This window comes from Burkholderia sp. AU45388 (genome assembly GCF_030481585.1).
Taxonomy (GTDB): domain Bacteria; phylum Pseudomonadota; class Gammaproteobacteria; order Burkholderiales; family Burkholderiaceae; genus Burkholderia; species Burkholderia sola.
On record NZ_JAUJPV010000003.1, the window covers coordinates 113862 to 132505 of the forward strand.

Genomic DNA, 18644 nt, shown 5'->3' on the forward strand with positions numbered 1-18644 from the left:
TCGCCGGCCTGAAACGAACGACGCCCCGGGCCATTCATCGCATGGCCCGGGGCGTTGTCCTTTTCCGCGATCGGCGGATGTCAGCCGAGATCGAGCGCGTTCGTCAAATCGCCCGGCGGCGTCGCGCCGCGCGCGGCGAACGCGTTGTTGCGCAGCACCACACCGTCCAGCGGCGCGAGCCCGTGCACGCGACTGATGAAGCGCAGGATCGAGTTCGTGTCGTACAGCGTGTGATCGACGAAGCCCTTTTTCGCGAACGGCGAGATCACGAGCGCCGGGATCCGCGAGCCGGGGCCCCAGCGATCGCCGACCGGCGGCGCGACGTGATCCCACCAGCCGCCGTTCTCGTCGTGCGTCATCACGATCACGGTGTTTTCCCATTGCGGCCCGCGCCGGATATGGTCGATCACGGTCGCGATGTGACGGTCGCCCGATTCGATGTCCGCATAGCCCGCATGCATGTTCAGGTTGCCCTGCGGCTTGTAGAACGTGACGGCCGGCAGGCGGCCCGCGTCGATGTCGGCGATGAAGTGATTGGTCGACGGCTCGTCGCCGAGCCCCGCATCGCGCAGGTGCTTGCGGCGCGCTTCGGTGCCCGGCGCGTAGTTCACGAAGTAGTTGAACGGCTGGTGGTGGTACTGGAAATCGGGCACCGTGCCCGTGTCTCGATGCTCGATCGCGTACTGCCACGCGCCGCTGTACCACGCCCAGTCGACGTTCTTTTCCGACAGGCGGTCGCCGATCGTCGCGTAGCCCTGCGGCGGCATCACGCGATGGTCGGCCGGATCCGCATACGCGGCGTTGCCCGGATCGGGCGGCGGCACGTAGCTCGGCTGGTACGGCGGCGCCATCGTGTTCACGCCGTAGCCGTCCGGCGTGAGCGGGCCGTCGACCGCGAATTTCGGTGGGCCGTCGAGCGCGGACGCGGGCGAATCGTCGGCGAGCTTCAGGCGCGTGCCGGCCGGATCGTCGCCTTCGACCTTCGACAGCAGTTTCGCCGCATGCGGATGCTTGTGCGCGTCCGGATAGAGCGGCGGCTGCGCGGAAATCAGGAACATGTGGTTCATCCACGAACCGCCGAAGGCCGCCATGAAGAAGTTGTCGCACAGCGTGTATTGCCGCGCGAGATTCCACAGTCGCAACGTGTCGGCCGAATTGCGGTAATGGCCCATCACGAGGCCGCCCGAATCGGCCCAGGCGGCGAACTGGTTGTTGCGGCCGCCCGCGATCTGCATCTGGTTCTGGTAGAAGCGATGCCACAGGTCGCGCGTGATCACGCCGTTCGGCAGCGGCTTGCCTTGCGCGTCCGAAATCCGGAACGGCGCATTCGGCAGCTTGTCGATGTCGCGCTCGGCGATCGCGTAGCGCTTGCCGTTCACTTCCTGCGCCTGCGGCACGAGCCCGCCCCAGATCTTCGGCAGTACCGGCAGCGGCGTCTTGCCGTCGCGATCGAGCTGCTGCGCGTGTTCGGGCCGCACTTCGCTCAGTGGATGACGCACACCCGGGAAATCGCCGTACAGGTTCGCGAAGCTGCGGTTTTCCGCATAGATCACGACGATGTGGCGCACGCGCGCGCGCAACGCTTCGTCGATGCGCAGGTCGGCCGCCGAACGCGGCGCGTTGCCCGCGGTGGTTTCGCAGCCGGTGAGCGCGACACCGGCGCCGAGCGCGGCGAGGCCGCCGAGCACACGGCGGCGGTCGGGATCGGCGGGAAGGTCGTCGGGGCGATCGGGGGTGTCGTTCACGTCGTGGGTTCCTCGAATGGGCGGGTGGCGTTGTCGTTCGATGCGCGCCGGCGCCGCGCGGGCTGCCGCGACGCGGGACGGGATGAGACGGCCGGCCTCGCGCGGCGGTGCGAGGCAGCTGTCACAAAAATGTCATGCACGCGACTATAACGCGGCAAGGGGGCGGATGAAAACCGTTCGTCGGACGATTCGATGCTTGCGCGGCGAGCGATGCGAGACGCCCGCGGGCGAACTAGACTGGAATCGAGGGCGGTGCCACCGCGACCTCGTCGGGCGACGACGCCGGTGCGCGCGGCGCCGCGATCGAAACGGAGCCGGCGTCCACCGTCGAGCGCGATTTCGTCGCGTGCGGCCGGTCGCCCGAATCGGATCGCTGAAGCCGCCGCGTGGGCCGGCGACCTGCGCGCGCCGATATCCCGACGCCGCACGCCTTCTTTACGGTTTTCCCGCCACGGCGTCGCCATGCGCGGCGCGCACGAACCAGTCGAACGACATCGTGCTCGAACGCACGACGATGGGGGGCGTGAGCGCGCGTCAGGATTCAGTCGCGGCCGCGACTTCGGCCGCTTCGGTGAGCGCTTCGAGAAAACGCGTGCGCCACCAGTGCACGTCGGTCTTGCGCATGATCGCCATCAGCGCGGCGTGACGCTGCCGGCGCTCTTCGAGCGGCATCGTGAGCGCGCGCTGGATCGCCTGCGCGGTGCCTTGCGTGTCGTACGGATTGACGAGCAGCGCGGACTTCAATTGCTCGGCGGCGCCCGCGAAACGCGACAGCACGAGCACCCCGGGGTCGGCCGCGTCCTGCGCGGCGAGAAACTCTTTCGCGACGAGATTCATCCCGTCGCGCAGCGGCGTGACGAGGGCAACGCGGCTCGCGCGGTAGAGGCCCGGCAGGCGCTTGCGCGCGACGGTGCGGTGAATGTAGCGCATCGGCATCCATTCGAGCTCGCCGTAGTCGCCGTTGATCGCGCCGCACAGGCTGTCCATCTCGCGCCGCAGATCGTCGTATGCGCCGAGATCCTCGCGGCTCGGCGCGGCGATCTGGATCAGCGTCGCACGGTCGCGGTTCTCCGGATACTGTTCGAGCAACTCGCGGAACGCATGCACGCGCTGCGGCAGCCCTTTCGTGTAATCGAGCCGGTCGACCCCGACCAGCAGTTGGCGGCGCGAATATTCGTCGCGCATGCGTTCGAACATGTCGAGGCCGTCGCGATCGCGCGCGAGCGCCTCGAATTCGTCGACGTTGATGCCGATCGGGAACGCGCCGGCCGACAACGTGCGGCCGAACGCGCGCAGCCGGCCGTCCGGCAGCCGCGCGGCACCGGCTTCGGCTTCGACGTAATGCTCGAAGTGGAGCAGATCCGATTCGGTCTGGAAGCCCACGAGGTCGTACGCGAACAGCGAACGCATCAGCCATTCGTGTTCCGGGATCGCGGCCATGATCGGCGGCGGCGGCATCGGGATGTGCAGGAAGAAGCCGATCGGATTCGTGCAGCCCATCGCGCGCAGCTCGGCCGCGAGCGGAATCAGCTGATAGTCGTGAACCCAGATGACGTCGTCGGGGCGCAGCAGCGTGCGCAGCTTGCGCGCGAACAACTGGTTCACGCGCCGGTAGCCGTCGGCGAAACGCCGGTCGAACTGCGCGAGATCGAGCCGGTAGTGAAACACCGGCCACAGCACGTTGTTCGAATAGCCGAGATAGTAAGCGTCGTAGTCCTGCGGGTCGAGATCGACCGTCGCGAGTTGAATGCCGCCGACGTTCTGGATCTGCACGTCGTCGCCATGCGTGGGGCGATCGTCGCCGCCGCGTAGCTTGCCGCTCCAGCCGAACCAGACGCCGCCGGTTTCCTGCAGGCTGTCCTTCACGGCGACGGCGAGCCCGCCGGCCGCGGCTTTACGGGGATCTGCGATGCGATTGGATACGACGACGAGTCGGCTCACCAGCTCTCCTGACGATTGTTGGGGAAGGGTCGTGCGGCCGGGGCGCGAGAGGCATACGCCGCCATCGGCGCGCGCTGCGCGATACGACGGGGCCGCATGGCGATCGGACGGGAGTCAGGGCATGCGATTCGCCGTCCGGTCGAAAAGTGCTTTTTTAGGATACTCGTCATTCGTGCGTTTTAAAAGTCTGTGTCGACGAATGGCGCGGCCGAGCACGCGGGCCGATATCCATCACGGCGGTGCGGCAACGGGTGATGTCAGAGCGGGACCGAAAATTGCGGCACGCGACGAACGCCGTGTGCGCAAGGGCGGGCGGCGAGCGGCCGAATCGCGGGGAATCGTGCTGACGAGGGGGATGCGTCAGCACGATATGCGCATCCTCGTTTCCGTCGCGTAGGCCGTTACGCGGCAGCCGGTTGCCAGTGACGCGGGTCGGCTTCCCCCGCATGCGTGCCCGCCGACGCCCCATGTACGCCGGACGGCATCCGGAACGCGGCGACCGTTTCGGCCAACTCGCGGCCCTGCGCCTCGAGCGACTTGGATGCGGCCGCCGCCTGCTCGACGAGCGCCGCGTTCTGTTGCGTCGTCTCGTCCATTTGCGTGATCGTCAGGTTCACCTGGTCGATGCCGCGGCTCTGCTCGGCCGACGCGGCCGCGATCTCGCCCATGATGTCAGTCACGCGCGCGACGGCTTGCGTGACGTCGAACATCGTCTTGCCGGCTTCGCCCGCGAGCGCCGAGCCGTCGCGGATCGTCTGCACCGATGCGGAGATCAGTTCCTTGATTTCCTTGGCCGCCGTCGACGAGCGCTGCGCGAGATTGCGCACCTCGCTCGCGACGACCGCGAAGCCGCGGCCCTGTTCGCCCGCGCGAGCGGCTTCGACCGCCGCGTTGAGCGCGAGGATGTTGGTCTGGAACGCGATGCCTTCGATGATGCCCGTGATGTCGGCGATCTTCGACGAGCTGTCGCCGATCTCCGTCATCGTGTCGACCACGCGGCCGACCACCGAGCTGCCGCGCTGCGCGACGTCCGACGCATTCGCGGCGAGCGTGCTCGCCTGTTGCGCGTTTTCCGCGTTCAGGCGCACCGTCGACGTGAATTCCTCCATCGTCGCCGCGGTTTCCTGCAGCGACGCAGCCTGTTCCTCGGTGCGCTGGCTCAGGTCGAGGTTGCCCGATGCGATTTCGCCCACCGCATGTGCGATGCTGTTCGACGAGTCGCGCACGCGGCCGACGATGCCGATCAGCCGCTCGTTCATCGTCCGCAGCGCGTCGAGCAGGTCGCGCGTTTCGTCGTTGCCGCGTACCTCGATGCGGCTGCCGAGATCGCCGTTCGCCACCGTGCGCGCGACGTCCACGGCCGAGCCGATCGGCGCCGTGATCTTGCGCGTCAGCCACAGGCCGCCGCCGGCCGCGATCGCGACGGCGATCAGGCAGATGCCGGCCAGCAGGTTGCGCTCCACCGTGTAGCGATCCGCGAATGCCTGCGCGATCTCGATCTCGCGTTCGTGCGTATAGGTCGCATAGGCGTCGGTCGCACGCACCAGTTGCGCGAGCAACGGGCGGCAATTGTCGTCGATGTCGGCGATCGCGTCGTCCTTCTTGCCGGCCTGCGCGAGCCCGACGATGCGCAGCGCAACGGGCCCGTAGCCGGCCTCGATGCGCACGATGTCGGCCACCAGTTCGCGTGCGCGATCGGAGGTGTCGGCCGCGTTCGCCATGCGTTCCTTGAGCTTCGCGAGACGGTCCTGCACGTCCTTGTGCGCCTGGTTCACCTCGGCCAGTTCGGCTTCGATGTCGGACGGCCGGGTGACGAGCACGAGGTTGCGCGCGGCGATCGCGCGCCGGTCGACCGCGGTGCGGATTTGCGCGGACAGGTTCGCCCGCGCGTTGATGCCGTTTATGTAGCGTGAAAACTCGGTGTTCGTATCGGACAGCGCCTTGAGGGCCACGCCCGACACAATCACGACGACCGCGGCGAGCAGGCCGAAGCCGCCAAGGAGTTTTGTTTTGATGCTCATTCTGGCGATTTTCACGTTGTGCCCCTGCGCGTGTGGTTGGCAATTTGGAATTTATCGTTCGACCAGATACGGGCTCGTGCCGGCTTTAACGGGTAGTCGGAATGATTCTTTACCCTTCAAAAACCCTGATGTTCGTTTTTTTACTGAAGCGGGCTTTCCGGATAGGCATTATTGATCCAGATCAATAAGTTGCATGCATCCGTAATTCACTCGTTTATGCATGAAATTTGAAATTGTTTTTGCTGGCGAAATAAAAACCACCCCCTTTAATACAGTCATCTGGGAGTTGTGTTTTGATTTATGGATAACCGGCGGAATTTCGGGGGATTGAGTCCGGAAACCGGTATCGAGAACCGGCGTGCGCCGCCCGACGGGCGCAATGAAGGAATGAACGGCCCCCGGCGTGCCATGTCGGCACGCCGGATGGAGCCCGCGGCGGGCGCCGCGAGCCATGTGAGGGTCAGAACGTGGTGTGCAATCCGGCCATCACGCTGCGGCCGCCGGCCGGTGCGAAGCCGCGCACCACCGACGTCGAGTAGCGGATCTCCTGGTTCGTCAGGTTGTCGCCGCGCAGGTACGCGAGCCAGTGCGTGGGGCCGACGCGGAACTTGTACGTCAGCATCACGCCGAGCGACGTGTAGCCGTCGGTCGAGAAATCGTCGTCGGGCACGCGATGCTGCGACCACGCGTGCGTGACCTGCGCCCGCGCACCGAACGGGCCGTAACCGTAGTCGGCCGCGAGCGTCGCGCGCAGCGGCGCGATGCGCGGCAGCGGCTGGCCCGTGTCGACGTTGCGCGCGTGCGTGTAGTCGGCGGTCAGTTCGAGATCGACCGTGTGGCCGCGCCGTGCGAATGCGCGCCACTTGCCGTCCAGCTCGATGCCGTAGAACTCGGCGCGCACGCCGCGATAGATCGCCTCGTTCAGCGAGCCGTCGGTGCCCGGCGCGACCGGTTCGCCGTCGTCGTCCACCACGCGGCCGGTGTTGTACTCGGTCAGGTAGTTCGAGAAGCGGTTGTAGAACACGCCGATGCTGCCGCGGTTCGGCCCGCTCGCATAGCGCAGCGACAGGTCGGTCGACACGGCTTTTTCCTTCGACGCGTTCGGGTTGCCGATCAGGAACTGGCCGGTCGCATCGTGCGGGCCGTTCGAATACAGCTCGTAGAAGGTCGGTGCGCGTTCGGTGTACGCGACGTTCGCCGCGACCGACCAAACCGGCGTCAGCGAGAACAGCGCGCCGGCCGACAGGCTGCCCGCATTGAAGTCGCGCGGCTGCGCACCCGCGAATTTCTCGACGCCGGCCGGATCGGGATCGACCTTCACGTGCTCGAAGCGGCCGCCGAGGCTCAGCTTCAGCGCGGGAACGACCTGCCATTCCTCGAGGCCGAACAGCGCGACGCTGTTGGTGCGCGTGGACGGCACGAGCATTTCGTCACCGAGGGCCGAGAACGTGTTCTGGCCGAACTGCACGCCGATCGCGCCTTCGAATGGCCCGATCTTGCGATGGCGCGCCTCGATGCGCGCCTCGTAGCCGCGGTTGCGGAAGGTGGTCGCCGTCTCGCCATTGTCGACTTCCTTGTGGCGGTAGTCGGTGTACGCGAAATCGAACTTCAGCTTCGTGAACGGCCCGCTCAGGTTGCGTACCTCGGACGCGAACGCGAGGCGTTCCTGGCGCATCCGCAGCCGCACGTCGCTTTCCGCGACGGAGCCGTAGTTCGATTCGTAGCCGCTGTACGAGAGGCCGGCGAAGCCGTCCGCCCACGTGTACGACGCGCCGACCGCGCCGCCGTGCACGCGCCCGTCGCTGTTCGGCACGTTGCCTTCCGGTTGCGGCGTGTCGGGGCCGTCGATCGCGCGTTGCTGGCTGCTGCGCGCGTAGCCGGGAATCCGCAGCTTGCTCGTTTCGCGGTCGAACGCATCGACGTGGAACGCGAAGCGGCCGTTGCCGCCTTCGACTTGCGCGGCCCCCGCGCGCACCGAATTCGCGCCGCCATAGCGCGCGTCGAGCGCGCCGGTCACGCCTTCGATCGCCTCGCGCGGAATCCGGTTGTCGATCGTGTTGACCACGCCGCCCACCGCGTTGCCGCCGTACAGCAGCGCGGCCGGGCCGCGCACGATCTCGACGCGCTCGATCGACAGCGGATCCTCGGGCACCGCATGGTCGTACGACAGCGACGACGCGTCGTAGGCCGCGACGCCGTTCTGCAGCAGCCGGATCCGGTCGCCGTCCATCCCGCGGATGATCGGACGGCCGACCATCGGCCCGTAGGTGGTGGTCGACACGCCGGGCAGCCCGTTGAGCGTTTCGCCGAGCGAATCGGCCTGGCGGCGCGTCAGCGCATCGCCCGAAAGCTGGACGGTCGGCGCGATCAGTTCGGTGTCGCCGAGCGGGTTCGCGGTCACGAAAATCGGCGCGAGCGGCGCGGCGGCCGGCGTGGGTGTGCCGGACGCGGCGGGCGCATCGGCCTGCGCATGAGCCGCGGCGGCGAACAGGATCAACGACAGGGACGAGAGCGGGCGAAGCGGTAAGCGAGGAAGGTCGCGCATGGTCGGTGAATCGGTTGGAATCGGATCGGATAACGAGCGAGGCGGGTCACCGCTGGATACGATATATTGTTGCGCCTGTGACGCGCAATGACCCGTTGGAACATCGCTCGGCGAGGCCCGGCCACCTGGGTTCGGACGGCGTCAGGCGGACGAGCACGCGAAATGATATGTTATATCATTTCAAATTCCAAGCCGAATGGCGGGATTCCGTCGGCTTTCTGTCGGATCGGTGAAATGGTCGCGTGGGCGGCGAAGCGGCGTGCGTGCGCCGGGTCGGGCTTTCGCGCCGCACGACGCCGCACGACGCCGCTCGTGGCGAAGCCATGTCGGCCGTTGCATCCGATCCGTTCCGATGCGTTGACGCGTATCAACGTGCGCCGATGCCGAAACCGGATACTGGGTCGCTCATCGACCAGACAGGAGCAACGCATGACCCAGACCATGAAAGCGGCCGTGGTACACGCGTTCGGCGAGCCGTTGCGCATCGAGGAAGTCCCGATCCCCGCACCGGGGCCGGGCCAGATTCTCGTCAACATCAAGGCGTCGGGCGTCTGCCATACCGATCTGCACGCGGCCGACGGCGACTGGCCCGTCAAGCCGTCGCTGCCGTTCATCCCGGGCCACGAAGGCGTCGGGATCGTCGCGGCGGTCGGCGCGGGCGTCACCCACGTGCGCGAGGGCGATCGCGTCGGCGTGCCGTGGCTCTACACGGCTTGCGGCCATTGCGAGTACTGCAGCACGGGCTGGGAAACGCTGTGCCATGGCCAGCAGAACACCGGCTATTCGGTGAACGGCAGCTACGCGGAATACGTGCTGGCCGATCCAGATTACGTCGGCCAGTTGCCCGCGCAGGTGGCGTTCGACGAGATCGCGCCGATCCTGTGCGCGGGCGTCACGGTCTACAAGGGCATTCGCGTCACCGACACGCGGCCGGGCCAGTGGCTCGCGATCTCCGGCATCGGCGGTCTCGGGCACGTGGCCGTGCAATATGCGCGTGCGATGGGCCTGCACGTCGCCGCCATCGACATCTCGCCCGACAAGCTCGCGCTGGCGCGGCAGCTGGGCGCGCACCTGACGATCGATGCGTCGGTCGACGACCCGGCGAAGGTGCTTCAGAAGGAAATCGGCGGCGCGCATGGCGTGCTCGTCACGGCCGTGTCGCGCAGCGCGTTCGCGCAGGCGCTCGGGATGGTCCGCCGCGGCGGCACGGTGGCGCTCAACGGCTTGCCGCCGGGCGATTTCCCGTTGCCGATCTTCTCGACCGTGCTGAACGGCATCACCGTACGCGGGTCGATCGTCGGCACGCGGCGCGATCTGCAAGAGTCGCTCGATTTCGCGGCGGAAGGCCTGGTGCGCGCGCACATCCATCGCGACCGGCTCGCCAACATCAACGACGTATTCGCGAAGCTGCGGGAAGGGAAGGTCGACGGCCGCATCGTGCTGACCGACATGCATTGATGCCGTGAACGTGCGCACGCCGCCGCGCGACGCATGGCATCGCGGCGGCGGCGTGACGGTCATCCTCGCATCACGGCGCGAAGAATACGTCGGTGCGGTTCGTCAGGTTGCCCGCGTTGGTCTGGACGAAGAACGGATGGAACGACGATGACGGCAGCACGTCGAGCCCCTGGTAGTCGCCGATGAAGAACCCTTCGGCGTTGGGCGCGAGCTTCATGTCGAACGGGCCGCCGACGCGCCGCTCGTCGGCGAACGTGGCGCCGGCGTCGTGCGAGATCTTGCGCCAGAAGCCGGTCGGCAGCGTCGTCGTGTTGCCGGCCTGCAGGTCGCGGAAGTCGTAGTACGTGACCATGACCGCCCCCGTGTTGTCGACGCGCACCGACGGATTGAACGCGGGGCGCCCGGTCGGCGTGTTCACCTGTTGCGGCGCCCTCCAGGTCGCGCCGCCATCCTTCGACGTCGATAGCGCGATCTCGTCGTACGTGCCGCCGTTGAAGCGGCTGTCCTGCCACGCGACGTAGAGCTGCCCGGATGCCGGGTCGATCGCCGGCTCCGGAATGATGTCGCCGGTGCGCACGGGTTCGCCGGTGTTCGGATCCGTGACGCCGGCCGTCTGCAGCCCCGCGATGATCCGCGGTTTGGTCCACGTCGCGCCGTCGTCGGTCGACTTGACGAACGCGACCTTGCCGGCCGCCTTGTTGAACGGCGGCTGGATCAGGTCGAAGAAATCGTATAGCGTGCCGCTCTTTGGATCGACGACGATCTGGTTGCCGATCGTCTGCTGGCGCGACGGCACGTCGACGATGACCTTCGCGGCGCTCCACGTCTTGCCGCCGTCGGTCGTCTTCGAGAACAGCGTCGGCCCGCGGTACGCCTGCGTGTGCAGGTTCGCGTACGGGTTGCCGTTCGGCAGTTCGAGGCGGTCCCATACCGCATATGCGGTGCCGGCCTTCACCGGGTTGGCCGTCACCGATTCCTTGTCGTTGAAGAACTGCGTCGTCGGCTCGTCGTTCGCGATCAGCACGGCCGGGTTGCTCCACGTCTGCCCGCCGTCGGTCGACACCGACGCGCCGACCGCGTTGGCGTTGTTCGACTGATTGAACGAGATCGACACCGAGTAAGCGGTGCCGTCCGGCCCGAACGAGACCCACGGATCGGACGCACGTTCGTACTTGAGTCCGCCCGGCGCGCAGGCGCTGAACGGCTGCGGCGTGCGCGCCCAGGTTGCGCCCGCATCGAACGTGTAGCCGGCGACGAGCCCGTGGGCGCCGCCGTTCGACCAGCGGTCCTGCTGCCACACGCCGATCATGTTGTTCGGGTTCGCCGGGTTGACCGCGAGCCACGGTTCGACTTCTGCATTCACGTAGTTGGTGCCGGGGCCGCCGACGGTGCACGCGGCGAACGGGCTCGGGCCGGACACGACGACGGGCTCGGCATGCGCGGCGGCAGCGGCGGCCAGCGCCATCGCGGCGGACAGGCGGGTGACAAGCGGATGGGACACGATCATGCGTCGCATGGACGACTCCTCGGTGAGGTGCGAATGCGATGGCGGGGCAAGACGAGACGACGCGAGCCGGGGCGCGGTCAATCGTGCCGCGCACGTCGTGACGTGCCATTCAGCGTGCCGCTTCAGTCATCGCCATCCGCGTGCGCTGGATGCCGCCAGCGCTTCGGTTAAGACTCCTCTTCGTTTTCAATGCTTGTCGGGTGTGTCTGCGATGTCGACCCGACGGGAACGCCAGTGCGGGCATGCGACGAATGTGTCGAAGTGGATTGCAATGTAGGCGATTCGAATGTCGCGCGACAGGCGGTTTTTTGTAACAGGACGTAGCCGGAAAGCGTTGCCGGAAGCCGGTGGCCGGCACGCAAGATTTGCCGTTGCGGCGGCATGAAAGTCGAATCGAAGACGCGAATCGCAATCGCTTGCGATGGAGGCCGGCGCGCGCCGGTCGCGAGCGCGATGCGCTGTTCAGCGCTCCGCCGGAAACCGCTCCTGCAATGCGTGCAGCCAGCGTGCGACGACGTCGAGTTCGTCGTCGGAGAAGCCGTCGCACAGCTTGCCGTTGAGTTCGCGCAGCAGCACACGCGCACGCTTGAGTGCCGCGTGGCCTTCGTCGGTCAGGTACAGCCGCGTTGCGCGGCCGTCGTCCGAATCGGCGTGACGCGTAATCAGGCCGGCCTTCGCCATCCGGTCGGCGAGCCCCGTCATCGCGGAGGGCGCAAGCTGCAATGCGGCGCCGACTTCGCCGATCAGCGCGCCGTCCTGCTTCGCGAGACAGAACAGCGCACCGGCCTGCGCGGCGCTCGCGCGCGTGTCGGCCTCGGCCTTGCGGTCGATCCAGCGCTGCACGCGCCGCTGGCCGATGTTCAACAGGAAAAACAGTCGTCGGTCTTCGCTCAAGCTGGGTTCCCGGCTGCAACGGAAAGGGAGGGACGGCCCGCGGTGCGCGGCGTGTCGAGCGCCTGCGCGAGCCAGTCGGCGACGTCGGGCCACAACACGGCGCCGGGCCGGCTGCGAAAGAAGCCCATGTGCCCGACCGGGCCGCTGCCCGCCGCGCGCGGATCGATCTGACGGCGCTCGACCTTCGCGCGGGTCAGATAGCTTACCAGCAGGCCGATCGCGGCCGGGTTCGCCCACGGATCGTCGTCGAAGCCGAGCGCGAGGATCGGCAACTGCTGCTTCGAGAAGCGTTCGGCCGCGCCGAGCGTCGGATCGTCGAAGAAGTAGTGCGGCAGCGTCGTCCAGTGGCTCCATTCGCGGAACACGCCGGCCGGCAGATCCTCGCCGAGCCCGAGCCGCCTGCCGGGCACGTAGCCGAGCAGCGCGGACGTCAGCGGGCCGAGCACGCGCAGGATCAGCCGCACCTTCAGGCGTTCGGCCGCGTGCGCGATCAGCCGCGTGCTGCCCGCATGCGCGGCGACCAGCACGGCCGCGCGCAGATGCGTCGTCGCGCCGGACAGGCCGATCGCGTGCCCGCCGACGCTGTGGCCGACCGCCAGCAGCGGCAACCCTTCATAGGCGTGCCGCGCCCACGCGGTCGCGGCGCCCACGTCGAGTTCCATCCAGTCGCGCATGCGGGCCCGCAGCGCGCCCAGGCGCGCGGGCCGCGATGCGCCGATGCCGCGATAGTCGTAGGTCAGCGCCGCGAAACCGCGCTCGGTCAGGAACCGCGCGAAGCCCGCGTACAGCCGCTCGGGCACGGCCGTCGCCGGATGGATCAGGACCAGCGCGCGCGGTGTCGCGTCCGGCGACCACAGCGTGCCGTGCAGCACGTAGCCGTCCGCGGCGGAAAACTCGATAGGTTGGGAGGGCATGGTCGTGCTCGCTCGGGCAGTTATTTCGTATGCGAAATATAGTCGGGAATTTATTTCGCGCGCGAAATATCTATCGAGAAATCCTTCGAACTTCACGGGGTGGCGGCCGGCGGCGAGCACCGGGCATGCACCCGTACTTCATAAAATATTTGCATCTTTGCAGAGAAGAAGATTGCATTTGTGTCATGTCGTGGATCGACAGATCTTCACCGGTTCCATCCATCTCGCCGGCGGTTTCGCACGGCGGACAAAACGGACAAAAGGGCGTCGCCGCCGTCGCGCGGCTGCCCGCCAACTTTCCGGAGGATCATGTTGCTGAGCCGAATCGTCACGGCGCTCTTGCTGGCGCTCGCCGCGCAGCCGGGCATCGCCAAGGACACCGTCACGCTGCGCGTCGGTGAACAGAACGACTTCAACACCCAGGCGTCGATGGAAGCGTCCGGCGTGCTGAAGGACCTGCCGTACACGATCGAATGGAAGCACTTCCAGGCCGCCGCGCCGGTGGCCGAAAGCCTGAACGGCAACGCGATCGACCTCGGCTTCCTCGGCGATTCCGCGCTGCGTACCTGATGCCGATCGACGCGGCCAACGCGCTCGCGAACGGCTCGGTCGATGCGGTATCGCGGTGGGAGCTGTTCGTCAGCACGCTCGCGTTGCGGCAGGGCGCGCGGCCCGTGACGACCGCGCAGGGGCTGATGCCGGCGCTGAGCTTCGTCGCCGCGAACGAGCAGGCCGCGTCGCGCAAGCGCGCCGAGATCACCGATTTCCTGCGGCGCGTGGTGGCCGCGCGCCAGTGGGTCGACAGCCATCCGCGCGAGTACGCGGACCTGTGGGCGAAACGCGCGAATCTCGAAGCCGACGTCGCGTATCGCTGGCTCGACAACGCGAAACAGCGCGTGAGCCCGGTTGACGAGACGGCCGCGAAGGATGCGCAGAACACGGCCGACTTCCTGCACAAGTCAGGCGTGATTCCGGCTGCGTACGACACGTCGAAGCTACTCGACCGCTCGTATGCGGGCGCGTTCGCGGCGCCTCCCCGAGTCGGGGCTGAACCGCCGCCGGTTACAATCCGCGAATCGGACCATGGGCCATGGCCGACGAGAGCGGGATCGCGAGGCGCCGCACGGGTAGCGCCGTCTTACGATTCGAAATCAGAAATCGAATAACGAAGCGAAGCAATCGATGCGAAAGATGGCAGGGGTTTTACTGGCATGCGGGGTGCTGGCCGGTTGTGCGAATACCGGGGCGAATCGTGGTGGCGCGTACGATCCGGCAACGGAAGCGCGGATTCGGGTGTATCTGGGCGCCAGTTCCCATTTTTATTTCAACACCACCTGCGAACCGACCGACGACTGGTTTCTCAAGGGGCCGCCCGGCATGGATGTAGCCGTGCCGGGTTTTACGCGCGCACTGGCGGGCAACACGACGATCGGCATGCCGCTGCCGGATGACGCATACAAGTACTACGACGAGTACGTGGTCAAGGCGAACCTGCCGCTCACGATGACGTTTCAGATCGGCGGACAGCGGATCATCGACATGGGCGCGGCGGGCACGACCACCATCAGCCAGCGCGTCGAGCATGTTGCGCGGTCGTTCGTGCCGCAACCCGGTCTCGACTATGAAGTGTTCCCCTACGAAGCGAAATGGGGAATCGAGGCCAAGCTGCGGCAACTGCATGTGAACGGCAAGCAGGTGTCGACGACCGACGTGGACCTGGCTCGCGCGCCGCGCTGCCCGTGACGGACCTCGCCGAAACCTGGCCGGATTGGCGCGCCGCGCTGCCGCGCGTCAGAACGACGGCAACCCCGGCGGATTGGTCTGCGCCCGTGCGATCGCCTCGCTCTGCAATCCCCAGCGCGCGAGCGCCTGCCCGTCGCGGCCGTTGCCGATCAGCGCATTGGCGCGAGCGTCAGCGCGGGCGCGAGCCCGCTGCCGCGACGCGTCGCGATCGCGACATCCGCATTTAGCACGAACGCGCCGTCGGGCGGCGCGAACAGTTCGGCCGGGTAGCGCGCGAATTCGCCGCGCGCCGATAGCGCCTCCCCGCCGGCACGCCGCTCCCATCTGGTTACCGGCTCAACGCGCCATGCCGCTCACGCGACATTCGGCACGTGGCCGTCAGGGGCGCGAGTGCCAGGCCGGAGTCCGCCGCCAGCGTGGCGACGGATGTTCCTCGAATTGTCGCGTCAGCGCGGGGCGACGATCGTCAACGACGACGGCGTTCAGGCTGCCGCCGCCTGAGGAATCGCGTCCTGCCGATCGCCGCCCAGGATCTCGACAAGGCTGGTCAGCATCCGCGCCAATTCACCCGTCATCAGCGTGAAATCCGAATCGAAGCGTTCATCGTCGTTCTGCGCGGTGGGATCCGCCGCCTCCTTGATCACGTCGAGCGGCGTGACGCGCTTGATCGTCAGCGACGGTGTCAGCACGAACGAGATCCGGTCATCCCAGGTCATCGCGAGGCGCATGCACTGTTTGCCGGCTTCGATGTGCCGGCGCATGTCGTTCGCTTCCAGCGCGTGGCCGACGTATCGCACCGTGGCGCCGCCTTCGCCGCTCGAGCGCAGCTCGGCGTCCTGATCGACGGTGAATCCGCCCGGCGCGTCGCCGGACAGCAGCCAGTCCGTCATCGCGGCGACCGGCGAACGCGCCACCTGAACGCCGGCGAGCGGCAACGGGTCGATCGATTTCACGAGCAGGCTGCGAACGTCGTCGGCAAGCGCCTGGGCCGCCGCATCGATGACGAGCCAGCCGTTCGCCGTGTCGATCCACACGCGGGTATCGCGGCGAATGCTGAATGCGCGCGGCAGCAGTTCGTCGGTCACCTGTTCCTTGAGTTCGCGCAATTGCTTCCGGCCGACCTTGAAGCCCTGCTGCTCCTCGACTTCGAGGGCGCGCGCTTTGGTCACCTGATTGACGACCGACGCCGGGAGCAGCTTCTTTTCGGCACGAAACAGCAGCAGCATCTGCCGGTTGTTCGAATACACGAGCGCGCCGTCGTCACGCGGCGACGCCCATCCGGCACGCTGCATCTCGACGCTGCCGCCCGGCTGGAACGCGTGGGGCGCCAGCCATTTTTCCATCTGGTCGGGGGTAACGGCCCAGGGTGCGGGAAGACGATGAAGCTGAAGGTTCTTGAACCACATAGGCGTACGGGCAAAGCGCGTCATTCTAGCTGACGAGGCGGTTAGCGGCCAGTTGCGGACATTTGATGCATCGATCCACGATCGTGGGCAGTCCCGCTATCGGAAAAGAGAGACCATCGACGGCTGCGTCAGGATTGATGACAATGAAAGCCATTCCAACAAGAGGGCAAAAACAATGATGACTTCCGGCGACGGCCTGACCAGCCCGGCGCGGCTCCTGCGACTCGCCTCCTGGGCGATTGCGATCATCTTCGCCGTTTTTCTGAACATGCTCGGCAGTCTCGTGATCCGCGACATGGCGTTCGCCCCGAGGGGCGGTCCGCCGGTCGTCGAGCAATTCGCCGATGCGCCAGCGAAAGCGCGGCTGGACGCGGCACGGCGCCAACTGCAGACGCAGCGCGACGCGCTTGCCGAGAAGGCCGACACGATGGAAGTGGCGCGCGGCCGCGCCGCGAAGGAATACGCGGCCGAGAAGGAAAGCTTCCGCAACTGGCTGGCCACCCGCGCGGTGACAGGGGATGGGGCGAGAGATCCGGACATTCTGGCGAGAACCCGCAAGCTAGATGCGCTCCAGGCCGTGGTGGTCAACTGGCAGCATCAGATCGACGCGATCGGCGACCAGCAACGGGCACTGGCATCGCAGCAGGCTCGAGTCGACACGCAAATCGCCGAAGCGGACGCAGCCGCCGAACGGCGCTTCGACGACGCGACGCGGCGCTACGAGATGCAGGTGTTCGGGCTGCGGCTCGCGCTGACGCTGCCGATCCTGCTCGTCGCGACCTGGCTGTTCATCCGCTACCGGAAGGCGCGCTACTGGCCGTTCGTGTACGGTTTCGGCCTGTTTGCATTGAGCGCGTTTTTCATTGAACTGGTGCCGTACCTGCCGAATTTCGGCGGCTATGTGCGGGTCCTGGTCGGCATCGTGCTGACGGTATTCGCCGGCCTTTACATGATGAAGGCATTTCAGCGCTATGCCGAACGCAAACGGCTCGAGTTGCAGCAGGACCAGGGCGAACGGGCGCGCACGATCGGATACGAAAAAGCCGTCCGGTCGCTCGAGAAAAAGCGCTGCCCGTCATGCGACAAACAATGGAATCTCGGCGGCGACGACTCCACGTTCTGCGTGCATTGCGGATTAAGGCTTTTCAACGTATGCGAATGCGGCGGCCGGAATTTCTTCTTTTTCCCGCATTGCCATCAATGCGGCGTTGCGCAGGGGAGCGAGTCGCCGGCGTCGTCCGGCTGACGGCAGCGTGCAGCATCGGCATCCGCGCACGACGGTCATGAACGCGTCAGTCGGCTGCCTCACTCGATGACGCGCGGCGGCGTCGACAACTCCGCCAGCTGAAACAGGCAATCCCCGCGCTGGACCTGTGCCGGCACGCGCTTGCACACCACCTCGCCATCGCCGTTGAACCGGTGCAGCACCGGTTCGCGCAACGGCGTATCCGGGAAATGCACCCACGCGGCAGGCTGCCCGGCCTTCACCTGATCGCCGAGTTCGACGAGCGGCTCATACAGCCCGCGCTCGTACGCATAGACGAAATGGCGATCGCCGTCGACGCGCATGAAGCGCGTGACGGTCGGCGGCGCGTCCGGCACGAGCACGCCGTGCAACAGCCCGATATAGCCGAGGTAGTGCAGCAGCCCCTGGCGGCCGAGCCGGATCAGCGACGGATCGGCCATGCCGGCGCCGCCGAGTTCGGTCACGATCGAGATCGCGCCTTGCCGGCGCGCGGCCGACGCCGAATGCACGGGATTCGGCGCGTGCAGCAGCGCGTTCTGCAACCCGAACGCGACCAGCAGCCCGTGGAGCTTCTCCGCTTCGTCGGCGTCGAGCGGATCGATCGCGAGCATGTTGCCGCCCTGGTACAGCAGCGAGCTGCCGCCCGAATGCAGGTCGACCAGATACTGCGCGCGCGACAGCAGCGCGTGCTCGATGTAGTGGGCGATCATCTGCGTCGGCGTGCCGGTCGGCTCGCCGGGAAAACTGCGGTTCAGGTTGCCACCGTCGAGCGGCGACACGCGCAGGCCTGCGTCCGCCGCCGGGAAATTCGCCATCGGCAGCAGGATCAACTGCCCGTTGACCATGTCGGCCTCGATCTCGCGCATCAATTGCGACACGATGATCTGGCCTTCGTACTCGTCGCCGTGGTTGCCGGCCATCACGAGCGCGACCGGCCCGTCGCCGTTGCGGATCGACACGATCGGGATCGGCAGCCAGCCGTACGCGGAGCGGTGCACCGAGTGCGGCAGCCGCAGGTAGCCCGCATGCTTGCCTTGCGCGTCGAGATCGATTTCGCAGTGAATGGGATTTCGGGGGGAGGAGGAAGTCATGGCAGCGTCGTTCGATGAACGGAATCTGCCATCTTATAGAGGAAACGAGCGCTGCGCGCCGCGCCGGGCGCGTTCAGTGTCGAACGCCGGCACGTGTCGATCGAAATACGGTTCCCATACCGGGCTGATCCCC

12 protein-coding genes and 3 pseudogenes are annotated in these 18644 nt (G+C 66.9%); 4 read left to right on the forward strand and 11 right to left on the reverse strand.

Annotated features, from left to right (window positions below; all coding sequences use genetic code 11):
• Positions 1–80: 80 nt before the first annotated feature.
• The 4 genes from QZM72_RS07990 to QZM72_RS08005 all read right to left on the reverse strand — a co-directional run bounded on the left by QZM72_RS07990 (position 81) and on the right by QZM72_RS08005 (position 8252).
• Positions 81–1745, reverse strand: coding sequence for an acid phosphatase (locus QZM72_RS07990; protein WP_089469874.1), 1665 nt, complete (start codon positions 1743–1745; stop codon positions 81–83).
• 534 nt (positions 1746–2279) lie between these two features.
• Positions 2280–3686, reverse strand: a complete 1407-nt coding sequence (gene otsA, locus QZM72_RS07995; RefSeq protein ID WP_301737764.1) for an alpha,alpha-trehalose-phosphate synthase (UDP-forming) — start codon at positions 3684–3686, stop codon at positions 2280–2282.
• Positions 3687–4087: 401 nt separating this feature from the next.
• Positions 4088–5707 carry a methyl-accepting chemotaxis protein gene (locus QZM72_RS08000; protein WP_089469872.1) on the reverse strand — a complete coding sequence of 540 codons (1620 nt, stop codon included), beginning with the start codon at positions 5705–5707 and terminating at the stop codon, positions 4088–4090.
• A gap of 460 nt (positions 5708–6167) precedes the next feature.
• Positions 6168–8252: a TonB-dependent receptor gene (locus QZM72_RS08005; RefSeq protein WP_089469871.1), complete on the reverse strand. Its 2085-nt coding sequence runs from the start codon at positions 8250–8252 to the stop codon at positions 6168–6170.
• A gap of 429 nt (positions 8253–8681) precedes the next feature.
• On the opposite strand from QZM72_RS08005, the gene adhP reads away from it, so the two are divergent.
• Positions 8682–9710, forward strand: a complete 1029-nt coding sequence (adhP, locus tag QZM72_RS08010; RefSeq protein ID WP_089469870.1) for an alcohol dehydrogenase AdhP — start codon at positions 8682–8684, stop codon at positions 9708–9710.
• Between the two features lie 70 nt (positions 9711–9780).
• Here adhP and QZM72_RS08015 read toward each other — a convergent pair whose 3' ends face one another.
• The 3 genes from QZM72_RS08015 to QZM72_RS08025 all read right to left on the reverse strand — a co-directional run bounded on the left by QZM72_RS08015 (position 9781) and on the right by QZM72_RS08025 (position 13025).
• Positions 9781–11226, reverse strand: a complete 1446-nt coding sequence (locus tag QZM72_RS08015; protein ID WP_089469869.1) for a sialidase family protein — start codon at positions 11224–11226, stop codon at positions 9781–9783.
• A 453-nt stretch (positions 11227–11679) separates the two neighbouring features.
• Entirely contained in the window at positions 11680–12111 is a 432-nt protein-coding gene (locus tag QZM72_RS08020; protein WP_089469868.1) for a MarR family winged helix-turn-helix transcriptional regulator, read from the reverse strand.
• Positions 12108–13025 (reverse strand): alpha/beta hydrolase, encoded by a 918-nt coding sequence (locus QZM72_RS08025; RefSeq protein ID WP_089469867.1) that lies wholly within the window; start codon positions 13023–13025, stop codon positions 12108–12110. Before QZM72_RS08025 ends, QZM72_RS08020 begins: the two co-directional genes overlap by 4 nt.
• A 309-nt stretch (positions 13026–13334) precedes the next feature.
• Here QZM72_RS08025 and QZM72_RS35615 point away from each other — a divergent pair.
• Together QZM72_RS35615 and QZM72_RS08040 are read left to right on the forward strand one after the other, a co-directional pair.
• Positions 13335–14059: pseudogene (locus QZM72_RS35615) on the forward strand (hypothetical protein); the annotation flags it as partial.
• A gap of 148 nt (positions 14060–14207) precedes the next feature.
• Positions 14208–14768 carry a hypothetical protein gene (locus QZM72_RS08040; protein ID WP_089469866.1) on the forward strand — a complete coding sequence of 187 codons (561 nt, stop codon included), beginning with the start codon at positions 14208–14210 and terminating at the stop codon, positions 14766–14768.
• 48 nt (positions 14769–14816) lie between these two features.
• Here QZM72_RS08040 and QZM72_RS08045 read toward each other — a convergent pair.
• From QZM72_RS08045 to QZM72_RS08050, 3 genes and pseudogenes are all read right to left on the reverse strand, one after another.
• A pseudogene (locus tag QZM72_RS08045) lies at positions 14817–14992 on the reverse strand (ABC transporter substrate-binding protein); the annotation flags it as partial.
• A pseudogene (locus QZM72_RS35620) lies at positions 14993–15061 on the reverse strand (GNAT family N-acetyltransferase); the annotation flags it as partial. It lies immediately after the preceding pseudogene.
• Positions 15062–15250: 189 nt separating this feature from the next.
• Positions 15251–16174, reverse strand: coding sequence for a recombination-associated protein RdgC (locus tag QZM72_RS08050; protein ID WP_089469865.1), 924 nt, complete (start codon positions 16172–16174; stop codon positions 15251–15253).
• A 175-nt stretch (positions 16175–16349) separates the two neighbouring features.
• Here QZM72_RS08050 and QZM72_RS08055 point away from each other — a divergent pair, with 175 nt between their 5' ends.
• Complete coding sequence (locus QZM72_RS08055) at positions 16350–17420, forward strand: zinc ribbon domain-containing protein (RefSeq protein WP_089469864.1); 1071 nt, start codon at positions 16350–16352, stop codon at positions 17418–17420.
• A 59-nt stretch (positions 17421–17479) separates the two neighbouring features.
• Here QZM72_RS08055 and QZM72_RS08060 read toward each other — a convergent pair whose 3' ends face one another.
• Entirely contained in the window at positions 17480–18511 is a 1032-nt protein-coding gene (locus QZM72_RS08060; RefSeq protein WP_301737766.1) for a succinylglutamate desuccinylase/aspartoacylase family protein, read from the reverse strand.
• Between the last annotated feature and the right edge of the window lie 133 nt (positions 18512–18644).